At 70.2% G+C, this 15,032-nt stretch carries 17 protein-coding genes; 7 read left to right on the forward strand and 10 right to left on the reverse strand.

Annotation, left to right across the window (positions count from 1 at the left end; all coding sequences use genetic code 11):
- Positions 1-37 precede the first annotated feature (37 nt).
- Positions 38-403: a VOC family protein gene (locus tag AB4112_RS22615; RefSeq protein ID WP_309798726.1), complete on the reverse strand. Its 366-nt coding sequence runs from the start codon at positions 401-403 to the stop codon at positions 38-40.
- Between the two features lie 142 nt (positions 404-545).
- Between AB4112_RS22615 and AB4112_RS22620 the strand changes: the two genes are divergently transcribed.
- Complete coding sequence (locus tag AB4112_RS22620; protein WP_309798728.1) at positions 546-1,193, forward strand: dihydrofolate reductase family protein; 648 nt, start codon at positions 546-548, stop codon at positions 1,191-1,193.
- A gap of 94 nt (positions 1,194-1,287) precedes the next feature.
- Complete coding sequence (locus AB4112_RS22625) at positions 1,288-1,938, forward strand: DUF899 domain-containing protein (RefSeq protein ID WP_309798730.1); 651 nt, start codon at positions 1,288-1,290, stop codon at positions 1,936-1,938.
- Positions 1,939-1,985: 47 nt separating this feature from the next.
- On the opposite strand, the gene AB4112_RS22630 is transcribed toward AB4112_RS22625, so the two are convergent.
- The 4 genes from AB4112_RS22630 to rdgB form a co-directional block, all read right to left on the reverse strand.
- Positions 1,986-2,297: a type II toxin-antitoxin system RelE/ParE family toxin gene (locus AB4112_RS22630; RefSeq protein ID WP_309798732.1), complete on the reverse strand. Its 312-nt coding sequence runs from the start codon at positions 2,295-2,297 to the stop codon at positions 1,986-1,988.
- The gene (locus tag AB4112_RS22635) at positions 2,294-2,584 is read right to left on the reverse strand and encodes a CopG family ribbon-helix-helix protein (protein ID WP_309798735.1); all 291 of its coding nucleotides are present in this window, start codon (positions 2,582-2,584) and stop codon (positions 2,294-2,296) included. Before AB4112_RS22635 ends, AB4112_RS22630 begins: the two co-directional genes overlap by 4 nt.
- An 84-nt stretch (positions 2,585-2,668) precedes the next feature.
- On the reverse strand, positions 2,669-3,841 hold the full coding sequence (gene hemW, locus AB4112_RS22640; protein ID WP_309798736.1) for a radical SAM family heme chaperone HemW: 1,173 nt from the start codon (positions 3,839-3,841) through the stop codon (positions 2,669-2,671).
- A gap of 92 nt (positions 3,842-3,933) precedes the next feature.
- Positions 3,934-4,563, reverse strand: a complete 630-nt coding sequence (gene rdgB, locus AB4112_RS22645; protein WP_309798737.1) for an RdgB/HAM1 family non-canonical purine NTP pyrophosphatase — start codon at positions 4,561-4,563, stop codon at positions 3,934-3,936.
- Between the two features lie 93 nt (positions 4,564-4,656).
- Between rdgB and AB4112_RS22650 the strand changes: the two genes are divergently transcribed.
- Positions 4,657-5,520, forward strand: a complete 864-nt coding sequence (locus AB4112_RS22650) for an NAD(P)-dependent oxidoreductase (protein WP_309798739.1) — start codon at positions 4,657-4,659, stop codon at positions 5,518-5,520.
- A gap of 56 nt (positions 5,521-5,576) precedes the next feature.
- On the forward strand, positions 5,577-6,089 hold the full coding sequence (locus tag AB4112_RS22655) for an Mpo1 family 2-hydroxy fatty acid dioxygenase (RefSeq protein WP_309798741.1): 513 nt from the start codon (positions 5,577-5,579) through the stop codon (positions 6,087-6,089).
- On the opposite strand, the gene AB4112_RS22660 is transcribed toward AB4112_RS22655, so the two are convergent.
- The 5 genes from AB4112_RS22660 to rph form a co-directional block, all read right to left on the reverse strand.
- Entirely contained in the window at positions 6,086-6,691 is a 606-nt protein-coding gene (locus tag AB4112_RS22660; protein WP_309798743.1) for a hypothetical protein, read from the reverse strand. The genes AB4112_RS22655 and AB4112_RS22660 overlap by 4 nt on opposite strands.
- Before the next feature lie 92 nt (positions 6,692-6,783).
- Complete coding sequence (locus AB4112_RS22665; RefSeq protein ID WP_309798745.1) at positions 6,784-8,094, reverse strand: DUF4910 domain-containing protein; 1,311 nt, start codon at positions 8,092-8,094, stop codon at positions 6,784-6,786.
- Entirely contained in the window at positions 8,094-9,578 is a 1,485-nt protein-coding gene (locus tag AB4112_RS22670; RefSeq protein WP_309798747.1) for an SDR family NAD(P)-dependent oxidoreductase, read from the reverse strand. Before AB4112_RS22670 ends, AB4112_RS22665 begins: the two co-directional genes overlap by 1 nt.
- A gap of 11 nt (positions 9,579-9,589) precedes the next feature.
- Positions 9,590-12,058, reverse strand: a complete 2,469-nt coding sequence (locus AB4112_RS22675; protein WP_309798748.1) for an HAD-IIIC family phosphatase — start codon at positions 12,056-12,058, stop codon at positions 9,590-9,592.
- A gap of 204 nt (positions 12,059-12,262) precedes the next feature.
- On the reverse strand, positions 12,263-12,982 hold the full coding sequence (rph, locus tag AB4112_RS22680) for a ribonuclease PH (RefSeq protein WP_441723183.1): 720 nt from the start codon (positions 12,980-12,982) through the stop codon (positions 12,263-12,265).
- Between the two features lie 115 nt (positions 12,983-13,097).
- Between rph and hrcA the strand changes: the two genes are divergently transcribed.
- The 3 genes from hrcA to AB4112_RS22695 are packed head-to-tail and all read left to right on the forward strand — an operon-like array spanning position 13,098 to position 14,943.
- The gene (gene hrcA / locus AB4112_RS22685) at positions 13,098-14,198 is read left to right on the forward strand and encodes a heat-inducible transcriptional repressor HrcA (RefSeq protein ID WP_309798751.1); all 1,101 of its coding nucleotides are present in this window, start codon (positions 13,098-13,100) and stop codon (positions 14,196-14,198) included.
- Between the two features lie 14 nt (positions 14,199-14,212).
- Entirely contained in the window at positions 14,213-14,806 is a 594-nt protein-coding gene (gene grpE, locus AB4112_RS22690; protein WP_309798752.1) for a nucleotide exchange factor GrpE, read from the forward strand.
- Positions 14,803-14,943 carry a hypothetical protein gene (locus AB4112_RS22695; RefSeq protein ID WP_309798754.1) on the forward strand — a complete coding sequence of 47 codons (141 nt, stop codon included), beginning with the start codon at positions 14,803-14,805 and terminating at the stop codon, positions 14,941-14,943. Before grpE ends, AB4112_RS22695 begins: the two co-directional genes overlap by 4 nt.
- Positions 14,944-15,032 lie beyond the last annotated feature (89 nt).

A 15,032-nucleotide genomic window follows, 5' to 3' on the forward strand; every position in this document is an offset into this window, starting at 1 on the left:
AGGGTGTGAGCGACGGCCAGCCGGTCGGGGCGTCCGCTCAGGCCGGCTGGAACAGCTCGACCACGTTCCCGGACGGATCCTCGCACAGGATCTGCTGGCCGCCGGGGCCGGTGACGATGTCGTTGCGGAACCGGACGCCGCGCCCGCGCAGATCGGCGACCAGGGCCGTCAGGTCGTCGACCTGCAGCACGAATCGGTTCCAGCCGCCGGATTCGGGCTTGCGGCCGTCCGGCATCGGGCGGCTGGCCGAGGCGCCGGGGCCGGCGACCCACAGTGTCAGCCCATCCCGCTCGAGGATCGCCATGTTCGGCCCGAACTGCTGCTGCAGCCGGAACCCCAGGCTGTCCCTATAGAACGCGACCGCCTGGTCGACGTCGTGGACGATGTACCGGACCGTCGGCATGGGATTGCCTCCCCGGTGAGTTCGACCGAGAGGATAGCCCAGACAGCGGGGGCAGGGACAGTACGCGAGAAAACTGATTGCACTATATAACTAGTTATAATAAGAAACTGGTTAGCAACGTCACTTGAGGGGAAACGCCATCATGTCCAAGCTCGTTGTCCGCGCCTTCTCCCTGTCCGTCGACGGTTACGGCGCCGCACTGGAGCAGAGCCTCGAGAACCCGTTCGGCAAGGGCGGCATGGTGCTGCCGCAATGGGCCTTCCCCACCCGCACCTTCCAGAAGATGTTCGGCAAGGAAGGCGGCGAGACCGGCGTGGACGAGGATTTCGCCGCGCGCAGCTTCGAGAATATCGGCGCCTGGATCCTGGGCCGGAACATGTTCGGGCCGATCCGTGGGCCGTGGCCGGACGACAGCTGGAAGGGCTGGTGGGGCGACAACCCCGTCTATCACACGCCGGTCTTCGTCCTGACCCACCACGCCCGTGCGCCGCTGGTCATGCAGGGCGGCACAACCTTCCACTTCGTCACCGACGGCATCGACTCGGCGCTGCGCCAGGCGCGGGAGGCGGCTGATGGCAAGGACGTCCGGGTCGGCGGCGGCGTCGCCACCGTGCGGCAGTATCTCAGCAAAGGGCTGATCGACGAGATGCACCTCGCCCAGGCGCCGGTGCTGCTGGGCAGCGGCGAGAACCTGTTCGCCGGGCTCGATCTCGCCGTCCTGGGCTATGCCTGCACCGGCCAGGTCAGTTCGGCCCGCGCCACCCATCTCACCATCACGAAGCAGGGCTGACGGCACATTCCGACGCGATCTCGGGACCGGATCGCCGAATTCACCGTTTCTCGACAGCCAGGGCCGTGAAGAGCCCTGCCGATGGAGGAAACCGATGACCTATCCCGAAATCGTGTCCCGCGAAGACTGGCAGGCCGCGCGCGACGCCTTCCTGAGGGAAGAGAAGGCGCTGATGCGGGCGCAGGATGCGCTCAACGCGCGGCGCCGGCGCCTGCCGATGACCCGGATCGACACGGCCTACACCTTCCAGTCGACCGCGGGTGAGCTCAGCTTCGCCGACCTGTTCGACGGGCGGTCGCAGCTGGTCGTCTATCACAACATGCTGGACCACGGGTCCGACCATGTCTGCCCCGGCTGCTCGCTGTACTGCGACCATATCGGCAATCTCGAGCATCTGCGGGCGCGGCGGACCAGCTTCGTCGTGGTGTCGCGGGCCACGGTGCCCGAGATCGAGCGGGTGAAGGCCCGGATGGGATGGAGTTTCCCCTGGGTCTCCTGCTTCGGCACGACCTTCCATCAGGACATGGTCGGTGGCAGCAGCTTCGGCCTGTCCGTCTTCCTGCGCCGGGACGACGGCATCTTCCGGACCTACTTCACCTCCGGGCGCGGCGTGGAGCAGCCGGCCAACACCTTCGGCCTGCTCGACATCACGCCCTGGGGCCGCCAGGAGGCCTGGGAGGATTCACCCCAGGGCTGGCCGCAGGACCCCACGCACAGCCGGACCCGGCTGCACGACGAGTATTGAGGGGTCGGACCGTCCCTGCCTCTGTCAGCCGGGCACCGTTCGGCTTCTCACTCCTGTCGATCGTCCTCGTCATCCGGCGGAGCAGGCGGCCAGAGGCGCGACGTGTGGAGCAGTCGCAGGATGCGGACGACTTCGTCCCGCACGTCATAGGCGACGACATAGTTCTGATGGACGACCAGCTCCCGGGTGCCCTGCAGCCGCCGGCTCGGTCGCCCGATCAGCGGATGCGACAGCAGGCGGCCGATCTTGTGCTGGAACAGCCGATCGAGGTCCTGGGCGGCGCGTGGGTTGGCAGCGGCGACATGATCATAGACGGCGCGGCGGTCGGTGATCGCTTCCGGCGTCCAGGCCAGCCTCACGAGCCGGCATCATCGAACTTGCGCCCGGTCTCGGCGCGGCGCCGGGCGAATTCGGCCTCCACCTCGTCGGCCGGCACCAGCCGGCCGGCATCGGCCGAGTCCAGCCCGAGTTGCACCTGCCGGCGATACCAGACGTCGTATTCGGCCTCGTCTTCCCGGCGCTTGACGTAATCGCGCATGAAGTCGCGGATCAACTGGGCTCCGGTGCGGTCCTGCGCCTTGGCGGCATCCGTGAACCGGGCCTTCAACTCATCGTCGACGCGGAAGGTGAATGTGGCGTCGGTCATCGCTGCACCCATGTGTTTACCAGTGCGTGCACTGTAACACATGGGGTAGGCCCAGGCATCGGGCAAGCCTCGGACCCCTTCGTCCTACCCCAGCAGCGCCGCCAGCACCGCGTCCAGGCGCTGGCGGCCGGCGGGGGTAGCGGTCAGGCGGGCTTCGTCCTCGACCAGGAAGCCGTGGCCGATCAGCCGGTCCAGGTTGCGGCGGTCGATCGCCTCGGCGAAGGGCCGGCCCATCTCGTCGGCGATGCGGGACTTGGCCACGCCCTCGGCCAGGCGCAGCCCCATCATCAGCATCTCGTCGCGCCGGGCCTCGGGCGGCACCGCCTCGCGCCCGTGCTCGGCATGGCCGGCGGCCTCGACCCGCTCCAGCCACACCTCGGGCGCGCGGTGGGTGCGGGTGCCCCATTTGCCGTCGTTGAGGGTCAGCCGGCCATGCGCGCCGGGGCCGATGCCGACATAGTCGCCATAGCGCCAATAGGTCAGGTTGTGGCGTGATTCCTCGCCGGGCCGGGCGTGGTTCGAGATCTCGTAGCCGGGCAGGCCCGCGGTATCCAGCACCTCGGCCGTGGCCTCGTACAGGGCCGCCTGGGTGTCCTCGTCCGGCAGCACCAGCTCGCCGCGGGAATAGAGCGTGTGGAAGCGGGTGCCCTGCTCGATGGTCAGCTGATAGGCCGAGATGTGGCCGACGGCGTGGTCCAGCGCGCGGCGCAGTTCCGCCGTCCAGCCGGCCACGGTCTGGCCGGGCCGGGCATAGATCAGGTCGAAGGAGAAGCGGTCGAAATGGCGCGCGGCGAGGCCGACGGCGGCCAGCGCTTCATCGGCGGAATGGTTGCGGCCGAGGAAGCGCAGCGACGGCTCGTCCAGCGCCTGGACGCCGAGCGAGACGCGATTGACTCCGGCGCCGCGGAAGCCGGCGAACAGCCCTGATTCGACCGAGGTCGGGTTGGCCTCCAGCGTGATCTCGATGCCGGGCGCCAGGCCCCAGCGTTCGGCGGCGCGGTCGATCACCGCCGCGACCGTGGCCGGCTGCATCAGCGACGGGGTGCCGCCGCCGAAGAAGATCGAGGTCAGGGTCCGCCCCGGCGTCAGATCGGCGAAATGGTCCAGCTCCGCCACCAGCGCCCGGCGCCAGCGGTCATGCTCCACCTGCTCCCGGACATGCGAATTGAAGTCGCAATACGGGCATTTCGACTTGCAGAACGGCCAGTGGACATAGAGGGCGAAGCCGGGCGCCGTTGACCGATCCTCCGCCGTCATTCCCGCGAAAGCGGGAATCTCTTTCGGACCCAGGCGCGAGGAGATCCCCGCTTTCGCGGGGATGACGTCAAGTTTGTGAGGGTTCTTCTGTCTCACGGCGCGAAGCAGCGGGCCACCAGCTTGTGGAAGGCGTCGGCGCGGTGGCTCATGCCGTGCTTCTCGGCCGACTCCATCTCGCCGAAGGTCCTGCTGTGGCCGTCCGGCACGAAGATCGGGTCGTAGCCGAAGCCCTTGGTCCCGCGCGCCGGCCACACCAGCTGGCCGCGAATCTCGCCCTCCACCGTCTCGCAATGGCCGTCCGGCCAGCACAGCGACAGGGCGCAGACGAAGCGGGCGCTGCGGTCGGGGTTGTCGCCCAGCTTGAGCCGCACCTGCTCCATGGCATAGGCGAAGTCGCGTCCACTGCCGTCCGGCTTCTCGGCCCAACGGGCGGAATAGATGCCGGGCGCGCCGCCCAGGCCGCCGACGGACACGCCGCTGTCATCGGCCAGCGACGGCAGGCCGGTGGCTTCGGTGACGAAGCGGGCCTTCAGCTCGGCATTGGCGATGTAGCTGTCGCCGGTCTCCTCCGGCTCCGGCACGCCGTGCTCCACGGCCGAGGTCAGGCGCGGCACGCGGCCCTCCAGCAGGGCGGCGATCTCGGGGATCTTGCCCTTGTTGTGGCTGGCGATGACCAGGTGGTCGCCGGTGAAGCGGCGGGCGGGGGAGGCGGCGTTCGTCATGATGGACATCAGATACGCGCGCCCGACGCTGGAATCAAAGGCCGCGGTTGGTGCACTGTGTCCTCTCCAATGCATGACGGGTGGACGAGCACGATGAAGGTCGCATTCCTGGGCATGGGCGTGATGGGCGCGCCAATGGCGGGGCATCTGGTCAAGGCGGGGCACCAGGTCACCGTCTTCAACCGCACCGCGGCGCGGGCCGAGGCCTGGGCCGAGAAGCACGGCGGCACCGCGGCGCCGACCCCGGCCGAGGCGGCCAAGGACGCCGCGATCGTGTTCCTGTGCGTCGGCAACGACGACGACATCCGCTCGGTGGTCAAGGGGCCGGACGGCGCCTTCGCCGGCATGTCGGGCAGCGCCATCCTGGTCGACCACACCACCGCGTCGGCCGACATCGCCCGCGAGCTGGAGGCCGAGGCCGACAAGCTCGGCTTCGGCTTCATCGACGCCCCCGTCTCCGGCGGCCAGGCCGGGGCCGAGAATGGCGCCCTGACGGTGATGTGCGGCGGGCGCGAGCCGGTCTTCGCCGTGGCCAAGCCGGTGATCGACGCCTATGCCCGCGCCTGCACCCTGATGGGCCCGGCCGGCGCCGGCCAGCTGACCAAGATGGTCAACCAGATCTGCATCGCAGGCCTGGTCCAGGCGCTGTCGGAAGGGCTGAACTTCGCCCAGAAGGCAGGACTGGACGGCAATCTGGTGCTCGACGTCATCTCCAAGGGCGCGGCCCAGAGCTGGCAGATGGAAAACCGCGGCCGGACCATGCTGCAGAACAAGTTCGACTTCGGTTTCGCCATCGACTGGATGCGCAAGGACCTCGGCATCTGCTTCGCGGAAGCCAAGCACAACGGCGCCCGGCTGCCGGTGACGGCGCTGGTCGACCAGTTCTACGCCGCGGTCCAGGCCAAGGCCGGCGGCCGGGTCGACACCTCAAGCCTGCTGCTCGCCCTCCAAGACTGACGAGCCTCGCGCGACTCCCCGCTTTGGGTTTATCGTCCTGGCGGGGAGGATCGCGCATGGCTTCGGATCTCTTCGATCGCCAGATGGCGATGTACACCAGCTTCCACCGCGACGGCCGCAACCGGCTGACCCATTTCTTCGGCATCCCGGCGATCATCCTGGCGGTGCTGGTGGCGCTGGCCACGGTTCCGCTGGGCGCCGTCGCCGGCTGGCCGGTGACGCTGGCCGATCTGGTCGGGCTGCTGATCTGGCTGCTGTGGATCGCGCTCGACCTCGGCCTCGGCCTGGCCATGGCGGTGCTGGTGATCCCCGGGCTGATCATCGCCCATCTCGTGGTCGATGGCGGTGCGGCCTGGGTCACCTGGACCGTCGCCGCGGTGCTGTTCGTGGGCGGCTGGGCGCTGCAACTGGTCGGTCACGCCTATGAGGGCAAGCGGCCGGCCTTCCTGTCCAACCTGTTCCAGCTGCTGATCGGGCCGATGTTCCTGATGGCCGAAACCGCCTTCGCCCTCGGCCTGCGCCCCGGGCTGAAGCACCGGGTCGAGGCGCTGGCGGCAGCGCGCGCCTAAGGCCCGACCACGCCCGGCAGTTCGGCGCCGATGGCGCAGGAATCCAGCCCCTGCAGGCCCTGGAACAGGTCGGCGGTGGCGACGGCCAGGGTCTCGTCCGACACTGGCTTGCCGCCGCGGATGGCGGTGAAGCTCAGGTCCTCAGGGGTGTCGGCGTCGAGTGCTGCCTGCAGCGCCGGGGTGTCGTCCAGCGTGAAGCGCCAGGTCGGGGCGCCGGGCGACGCCACCGGCACCGCGACGGGCTTGCCGCCCAGCCGCAGCCGGGCCGTCCCGTCGGCGGGGTCGAAGCGGCGGCCGGTGCGGGCCAGCGCCGGGGCCGAGACCGTGATCTCGATCCGGCCCTGGTCGTCGCGCCGGATCCAGCTGGTCTGGCCGGGCTGCAGGTTGCTGCGCAGGAAGCAGGTATTCCCGGGCAGCCGGTACAGCACCAGGCCGCTGCTGCCCGGGGAATAGTCGATCAGGCGCTCGGGGTTGGGCAGCTGGGCCACCATCCGCAGGGCGTCGGCTGTCTCGGACAAGGCGCGGTTCATGGCCGGGCCCGCGCCGAGCGGCCCCGACAGCATCAGGATGATCAGCCAGTGCCAGAGCGAAACTGCGCCCAACTGTTCCTCCCGTCCGAAGCGGCCCGAGGCCCGGCCGCCACCAGCCCATGGCCCACCTTCCGATGGGATTGAGGCGGTGCCGCGGCGGGCGGCTAGGCCTCGGTGATCAGCTCATGTTTGCGCAGGTCGTCCAGCGACGGGATCAGGTCCCACATCGGCGCGCCGATCAGGTCGGCGATCGCCAGCAGGTCGTGGTCGCCATCGGCATAGGCCAGCAGGTTGGTCAGGTTCCGGGTGATGATGGCCGATCCGCGCACCGACAGGGTCGGGTACAGGCCGCGCTTGCCCAGCTGGGGCTCGCACAGCACCGTGGCCCGGGGGGTGGTGTTGCCTTCCAGGCAGACCAGGCAGGCCTTCAGCGCGTCGTAGGCGCCCTGCAGCCCGGTCGGGGTCACCAGCGACAGGTCGTCCAGCGAGCTGTGGTATTCGGGATAGCAGCCGTATTTCGACCGCATGATGGTGCACACCGGCAGGTCGACCCCCGGCGCGCAGTACTGCCGCTCGTCGCTGCCGCGGTCGAGGAAGCTGTAGGTGAGGTGGTCCGGCGCCATGTGCTTCAGCACATGCAGCGCCACCCGGTCGGCCAGGGTGCCGCCTCGCCGGCTGGGCAGGTAGGAATAGCAGCGGTCGTCGCCGACGCAGGAGACGTTGAAGCCGGCGATGGTCGCAGCCTTCATCTGCGGCAGGTTGCGTGAGAGGTAGGTGATCGACCCGATCGTCTCCGGGATGAAGACGATGCGATAGGTGTATTTGCGCGGCCGTTCGGACAGCCAGCGCGCCAGCCAGGTGGTGACCGCCGGGCCCGACAGCTCGTTGTTCGCCATCGAGGGGTGGCAGACATAGGTCGAGATCAGGATCTCGCGGTCGCTCTCGCCCGGGATGATCAGCTCGCCATAGGTCAGGTGGCCGGGGGCCAGGGTGGCGTCGATCACCGCGCGGTAGCGGCCCTGCGGCAGGGCCTCGCGCTGCCGGTGCGGCAGGCAGAAGCCCCAGCGCCGCTTGTAGTAGGAGGTGATGTAGGGGATGGCGTCGGGCTGCTCGGGCGTGGAGTAGAGATGCGCCTGCAGCTCCTCCAGCGACAGCTCGACATCGACCGGCTCGGAATAGCCGACGACATGCAAATTATGCTCGGCGAAATCGACCACGGTCTCGCCCGACGGGCCGATGAGCCGGGCGCTGCGGATGTTCCACTCGTCCGGGACGGTCCAGTCGAACACCTGGGTGCCGGACGGCACCTCGTGCACGGTCAGGCCGGGCAGCAGGCCCTTGATATAGGCCAGGGTCTCGCGCACGCCGTCGCCGGTCAGGCTGCGGCAGATCGGGAACAGGTCGCGGATGAAGTCGTGCATCCCCTGGCCGGCCTCGGCCGTGGCGGTCGGGGTGGCGACGGAGATGTCGGCCATCAGGCGGCCTCCTCGGTCAGCTTGCGGCGGCAGATGGCGTCCAGCTCGCCGAAGCGCTGCACGGTGCTGATCTCGCCCGAACTGAAGCGGATACCCAGCCCGGTCTCGAGCTGCAGCAACAGCTCGATGTGCTTCAGGGAATCCCAGCCCGGCGTGACGCCCAGGGCGGCGTTGCTGACGTCCTCGCCGGCCGGCAGGCGCAGCGTCCGCCGCACGATGCCGGCGACGGCGGAGGAAGAGGCGGCCGCCGCGGCCGGCTGCGGAGCCGCCGCTGTCGGCGTCGCGGTGGCGGCCGAGGCGGCCGGCGCCGGCGCTTCGGCGGCGCGGGCGGTGTGGAAGCCGAACTGCCCGCGCGTGCTGCGTCCGGGCTCCATCATCACCGCGTTGCCGGTGGCGGTCAGATCCTCGGCCATCGCCACCGCCGCCTCGGCCACCTCGCCCGGCAGCAGGGACGGCGCATCGTCGCGGAACGCCGCCGAGAACCGGGTCGCCACCAGGCTGGGCGACAGGGTCAGGCCGCGCACGCCGAAGCCGGCATGGCGGCGCTCGATGCCGTTGACCAGGGTGGTGGCCATGCTCTTGGCCCCGGCACAGGCTTCCCAGCCGGGCAGTGACATCTCGACCGCGCGGGTGCCCAGCAGCAGCACGGCCCCGCCCTGCCGCTCCAGCAGCTTCGGCAAGGCGGCGTCGGCCACCGCCTTCAGCGCGGTGTAGTTCACCGCCACCAGCTCCTCGACCGGCGCGGTGACGCCGGGCGACGCCGCGTGCACCACCAGCCCGATGCGGTCCTGCCGCGTGACCGCCTCGGCCAGCGCGCCCTGTCCCGCCGCGGTGGCGAGATCGGCGGCGACGAATTCGGTGTGGATGCCGAAGCGGTCCAAGGCCTGGCCCAGCTTGTCGCGGCGTGCTGCGTCGCCGCGGCCCTGCAGCAGCAGCGACCAGCCGCGCTGGGCCAGGGCCAGGGCGATCTCGCTGCCGATCTCGCCGGTCGCGCCGGTGACCACGGCCAGCGACGGCTGGGTGCCCTTCGACACCGGCAGGGCCGGAATCGTCAGTTCGGTGGGATCGCGGGACTGGACCCGCATCGTCACGTCCAGCACCACCTCGGCCTCACGCAGGGCCAGCACCCGGATGGTCAGCACATGGTGGCTGGCGTTCACCCCGATGATCCGGGCGGAATAGCGCAGCCTGTCGCCGAAATAGACCGGGCCGACGGCGCGGACCTCCTCGCCCAGGCACAGCGAGGACGACCCCGGAAACACCATGCCGGCGATCATCGACAGCGGCGCCATGGTCAGGTGCATCGCCACGATCGGCCGCCCGAACGGCGTGGTCGCGGAATAGACCGGATCATTGTGGATCGGGCTGTGGTCCCCGCTCAGGGCGCTGAAGGTGGCGCATTCCTCGGCGCTGAAGGCCCGGTCGAACACGACGGTGTCGCCGACCTCGAACTGCTCGAAGCCGCGGGGGGAAGCTGTGGTCATGGCGGGATCCGTCACTGCGGGGTCGTCGTGTCGACGATGGTCAGCCAGGGCGGCATCACCGGCGTGCCGGTCACCGGCCGGGCCCAGTCCGGCCGGTCATCCGCGCGGGCGAAGCCGGCATCCTGGAAGACGTTGCGCACCGGGGTGTTGCGCTCGGTCTCGATGATCGGCCCGCGCAGCACCGACCAGCCGCGATGGGCGGCGCGGCCGACGGCCCAGTCCAGGATCGCGGTCTCCAGCCCCCGCCCCAGCACGCGGCAGGACAGCAGGTAGTTGTCGACCACGCCGGCGCCGGGGGCGCCGTCGTCTTGCTTCAGGATCAAGAGGCCGATGTTCTCGAGCTCGCTGTAGCGGTCCTCCAGCCCCAGCACCACGACGTCGCCGCCCTGGTCGACGATCTGGCGCAGCTCGCGCTGGTCGTAGCGGCGGGTGGTGGTGTTGAACTGGTTGGTCTTCTGGCACAGCTGCGCCGCCCGGGCGATGCGGCTGTCGTCCAGCGGCTGCAGGTGCAGCTTCATCTGCAGGCTGGCGTAGAAATCATCCAGGCTGGCGGCGGTGGTGCGCTGCTGCTCGATCTGGCGGCGCGCCCTGTAGCTGCCGACCCGCTTGCGGTCCTCGGCGGTGACCGCCGCGACCTCCAGCCAGGGCGACCGCATGAGGGCGTCGGCGTAGAGCGCGGGGTCGGCCGGCAGGTCCAGCACCTTGACCCCGGGCAGGTTGCGCCGCACCGCCTCGCGCTCGACCGGGTTGTCGTCGACGAACAGCACCGATTCCAGGCCCAGGCTCAGCTCCTCCGCGATCTCCTGGATGTTCGCGGATTTCGGTCGCCAGTTGATGCGGTGCGCGACGATGTCGCCGGACCGGATCTGCATGGCCGGCAGGGTCTCCAGCGCCTGCAGCGCCAGATCCTCGTCGTTCTTGCTGCACACCGCCAGGGCGATGCCGCGCTCGGTCAGCGCCTTGACCGCCTTCTGGAAGGCCAGGAAGGCGTTGCCGGGATAGTCGCCGCCGATGCGCACCCCGGCGATGCCCTCCTCGCCCAGCACCCCGCCCCACATCGTGTTGTCGAGGTCCAGCACCACCAGCCGCGCGCTCTTGCCCAGCACGGCCAGGGCGATGCCGGCCCAGCGCCCGGCCAGGCGCTGGTTGAAGGCTTCGGAGAATGGGAAGCGGCCGAGATACCACAGCCGCGCGTCGAGCACGGGGACCGCCGCGGCGCCGGCCTCGGCCGCCAGGTCCAGCCACACCAGCCGGTCCAGCCCGCCCAGCCGCTCGTCCAGGATGGCGTTGGCGCGGGCGATCAGCGCCGCCGCATCCTTGTCGCCGATGCCGCCGGCCATGCGGCCCAGCACTGCGAAGCGATGGACCACGACCCAGCCGCCGTTGTCGGCGTGATGGCCGGCGATCATCTCGGCATAGCCCGCCGCGAGGTCGAGCAGCAGGTCGGGGGCCAGCCCGTCCAGCGACGGCTGCCCGGCCAGGTCCTCCAGCCGGTCGCAGAACACGGAGATCTGGGGGTCGAAGCGCCGCAGCTCCGACCGCGGGTCCAGCAGGGCCTGGCGCAGCTGGCCGTAGGGCACCTCGTGGATCTCGGCGGTGCGGTCCGGCAGCAGGGTCGACAGCTGGTCGGCCAGGGCGGCGGTCAGGTGGTGGACATTGGCGCTGCCCAGCACCGCCAGCCGCAGCGGCGGCTGCTTCGCCGCCTGCTTCAGCTTGGCGTGGCGATGGGCCAGCTCGGCGCCGTTCTCGACGAAGGCGAACTTGTCGGCGGCCAGCATGGTGTCGCAGATGCGCTCGATCGCGGCGGTGCTCGCCGCCTCGACCGTGCCGCGCCACAGCGAGGCGGTGGCCATCGCGCCGTCGCGGCGCAGGCGGTCCACCACCGGGGTGAAGTCGTTGCGGGGGTTCAGCGCCAGGTCGCGCACGAACATCCGCGCTTTCACGTCATGGGCGCCGTCGCCATAATCCGCGGTGCCGGCGAAGTCCTTGAAATAGCGGTAGGGGACGGCGGCCGTCTCCTCCGGCTGGTGGAACTGGGTGCAGTACTCCCAGCCGCAGCCGGCCATGACGGTGGTCGCGTCCTCGCGGGCGAACAGGCCGAAGGGCGAATCGGCGCCGAAAGTGGTGGTCGTCGGGCAGGCGGCGATGCGCTCGGCCTCGGGCCCGGCGACGACGAAGGAATAGATCGGGTGGGCGGTGCGCCGGGCGCTGCGATCGCCGGTCAGCAGCCAGTCGGCCAGCACCCCGGTCTCGGACGGGCTGTCGGCGTGGTGGTAGGGCCGCCCGCCGCAGAAGCTGAAGGTGAAGGACGGCAGCGCCACGGTCCAACCCGAATCGATCAGGGCGCGCAGGCCGTACAGCGCGTCCCAGCGCCCGAAGCCCGGCGGCGGCACCAGCCGGGCCAGCGAGGAATGGATCACCGCGATGCCCGGGGTCGGCCCCAGGACGTCGCGCAATGCCTGCAAGAATGCCTGACGCATGGCCTGCGCCTCGATGAGTATCGGGAAGGGATACCGGCTCGACGGTGCCCGAAACCGGGGCCGCAGTTCAATACACGACAAACGGCCAGAAACGGAACTACCCCGAGACGTTGTCGAAAACAGGGCAGGGGACAGGGCGGGAACGAGAACGGGGCCGGCGTGTCGGCCAGCCCCGGGAGTCGTCGGCCAAGCCTATGGTGGGCCTTACGCCTCGCCCAGCGCCGCGCGCTGCAGCGCCGCCAGCTCGGCGGTGCCCTGCTCCGCCAGGCCCATCAGCGCGTCGAACTCGGCGCGGGTGAACGGCGTCTGCTCCGCCGTCGCCTGCACCTCGACCAGCCCGCCCTTGCCGGTGATGACGAAGTTGGCGTCGGCCTGGGCGCTGGAATCCTCGGCATAGTCGAGGTCCAGCACCGCCTGGCCCTGGTACAGGCCGCAGGAGATGGCGGCGACGCTGTCGATCAGCGGCAGCGCCTTGAGCTTGCGGATCTGGACCAGGTGGCGCAGCGCCAGCACCAGCGCGACATAGCCGCCGGTGATCGACGCGGTGCGGGTGCCGCCATCGGCCTGCAGCACGTCGCAATCGACCTTGATCTGGATCTCGCCCAGCGCCTTGAGGTCGGTGACGGCGCGCAGCGACCGGCCGATCAGGCGCTGGATCTCCTGGGTCCGGCCGGTCTGCTTGCCGCGGGCGGCCTCGCGGTCGGTGCGCTGGTCGGTGGCGCGCGGCAGCATGCCGTACTCCGCCGTGACCCAGCCCTTGCCGCCGTTCTTCAGCCAGGACGGCACGCGGTCGTCGACCGATGCGGTGCACAGCACATGGGTGTCGCCGAACTTCACCAGGCAGGAGCCTTCGGCATATTTGTTGACGTCGGTTTCGAGGCGGATGGCGCGCAGCGCGTCGATGGCGCGTCCGGACGGTCGCATGGGATGGCTTTCTGTTTCTCGGCGAGGGTCGCGCACGCTATCCTCGCAGGTCCTGCCCGTAAAGCCCGGGGCGTTGATTCGGGCCGAACGGCGCCTACATAGCGTGGCGACAGCCATGAACGCATTGAACGACTTCTCGACCCGATCGACGGGCCAGGCCTTCCGGGAGCTCAATGAGCGATCCCGCGAGGTCTTTCGCCTGATCGTCGACGCCTATGTCCAGTCCGGCGAGCCGGTGGGCAGCCGCACCCTCTCGCGCCGGCTCGGCGCCTCGCTGTCGCCGGCCACCATCCGCAACGTCATGGCCGACCTCGAGGAGGCCGGGCTGCTCTACGCGCCGCACACCTCGGCCGGCCGGCTGCCGACCGATGCGGGGTTGCGGCTGTTCGTGCACGGGCTGATGCAGCTGGGCGATGTCGGCGAGAGCGAGCGCGCCTCGATCGAGGCGCAATGCGCCCAGGCCGGCCGCGGCGTCGCCGAGATGCTGGAGGAGGCGACGTCGACCCTGTCCGGCCTGTCCGCCTGCGCCGGGCTGGTGCTGGCGCCCAAGGCCGACCGCCCGCTGAAGCACATCGAATTCGTCAACCTGTCGCCGGGCCGGGCGCTGGTCGTCCTGGTCACCGAGGACGGCATGGTCGAGAACCGCGTGCTGGAGGTGCCGCTCGGGCTGCCGGCCTCGACCTTCGTCCACGTCACCAACTACCTCAACGCCCGCATCGTCGGCCGCACCATCGCCGAGGCCCGGACCGAGGTGACGGCCGAGATCGAGGCGCAGCGCACCCAGCTCGACGCCCTCTCGACCAAGGTGGTCGAGGCCGGCCTCGCCACCTGGAGCGGCAGCGGGGGCGGCACGCTGATCGTCAAGGGCCAGTCCCGCCTGCTCAGCGACGTCACCGCGCTCGAGGACCTCGATCGCATCCGCGGCCTGTTCCAGGTGCTGGAGACCAAGGAGTCGATGCTGAAGATGCTCGACGCGGCCAACGCCGCGGAGGGCGTGCAGATCTTCATCGGCGCCGAGAACGGCCTGTTCAGCCACACCGGCTGCTCGATGATCATCGCCCCCTACAAGGGCGGCGACCAGCGCGTGGTGGGCGCCATCGGCGTGATCGGGCCGACGCGGCTGAACTACGCCCGCATCATCCCGATGGTGGATTACACCGCGAAGATGATAGGGCGTCTCCTGTGGACCAACGAGAACACGAACCAGGTAGCATGATGCAGAGCAAGACGATGTCCCCCGAGCCCCGCCCGGACGCGACGGAGCCGGAGACCGAGGGCCTGGAGCCCGCGGTCGAGGGTGTCGCCGCGACCGAATCCGAAGCCGGTGACGATGGGGCGGCACTGGCCGAGGCGCAGGACCGCATCGCCGCGCTGGAGGCCGAGACCGCCAAGCTGAAGGACCAGGCGCTGCGCGCGCTGGCCGAGACCGAGAACATCCGCCGCCGGTCCGAGCGCGAGCGCGAGGACACGGCGAAGTTCGCGATCTCCAGCTTCGCCAAGTCGCTGCTGGACGCCGCCGACAACATGCGCCGCGCCATCGATGCGGTGCCGGCCGAGGCGGTGGAGCAGGACCAGGCCCTGGCGACCCTGATGGACGGCGTCGCCGCCACCGAGCGCCAGCTGCTGGCCGCCTTCGAGCGCAACGGCGTCACCCGGATCGAGCCGGTGGGGGAGGTGTTCGACCCGAACTTCCACCAGGCGATGTTCGAACTGCCGGGCAGCGGCAAGCCGGCCGGCACCATCATCCAGGTGATCCAGCCCGGCTATGTGCTGCAGGGACGCCTGCTGCGCCCGGCCATGGTCGGCGTGGCCAAGGGGGAATGACGATGAAGAACCGGCGGCTCGGTCTCGCGTCGGCCCTGATCGCGGTGGCGGTGCTCGCCGCCGCCTGCGACCCGGCGGTCAAGCCCGCCCAGGGCCCCTATGTCGGCGTCGGCGCCGGCATGTCCAAGCCATCCTGAGGCGGGCGCATCCCTGCGGTCCGCATGCCGCAGGGAATCGACACGAAACTGTCACCGCCCTCACGTAGCTTCGCCGTCCCCCGCATGAT

The organism is Inquilinus sp. 2KB_23, assembly GCF_052115705.1.
GTDB classification, from domain to species: Bacteria; Pseudomonadota; Alphaproteobacteria; order DSM-16000; family Inquilinaceae; genus Inquilinus; species Inquilinus ginsengisoli_A.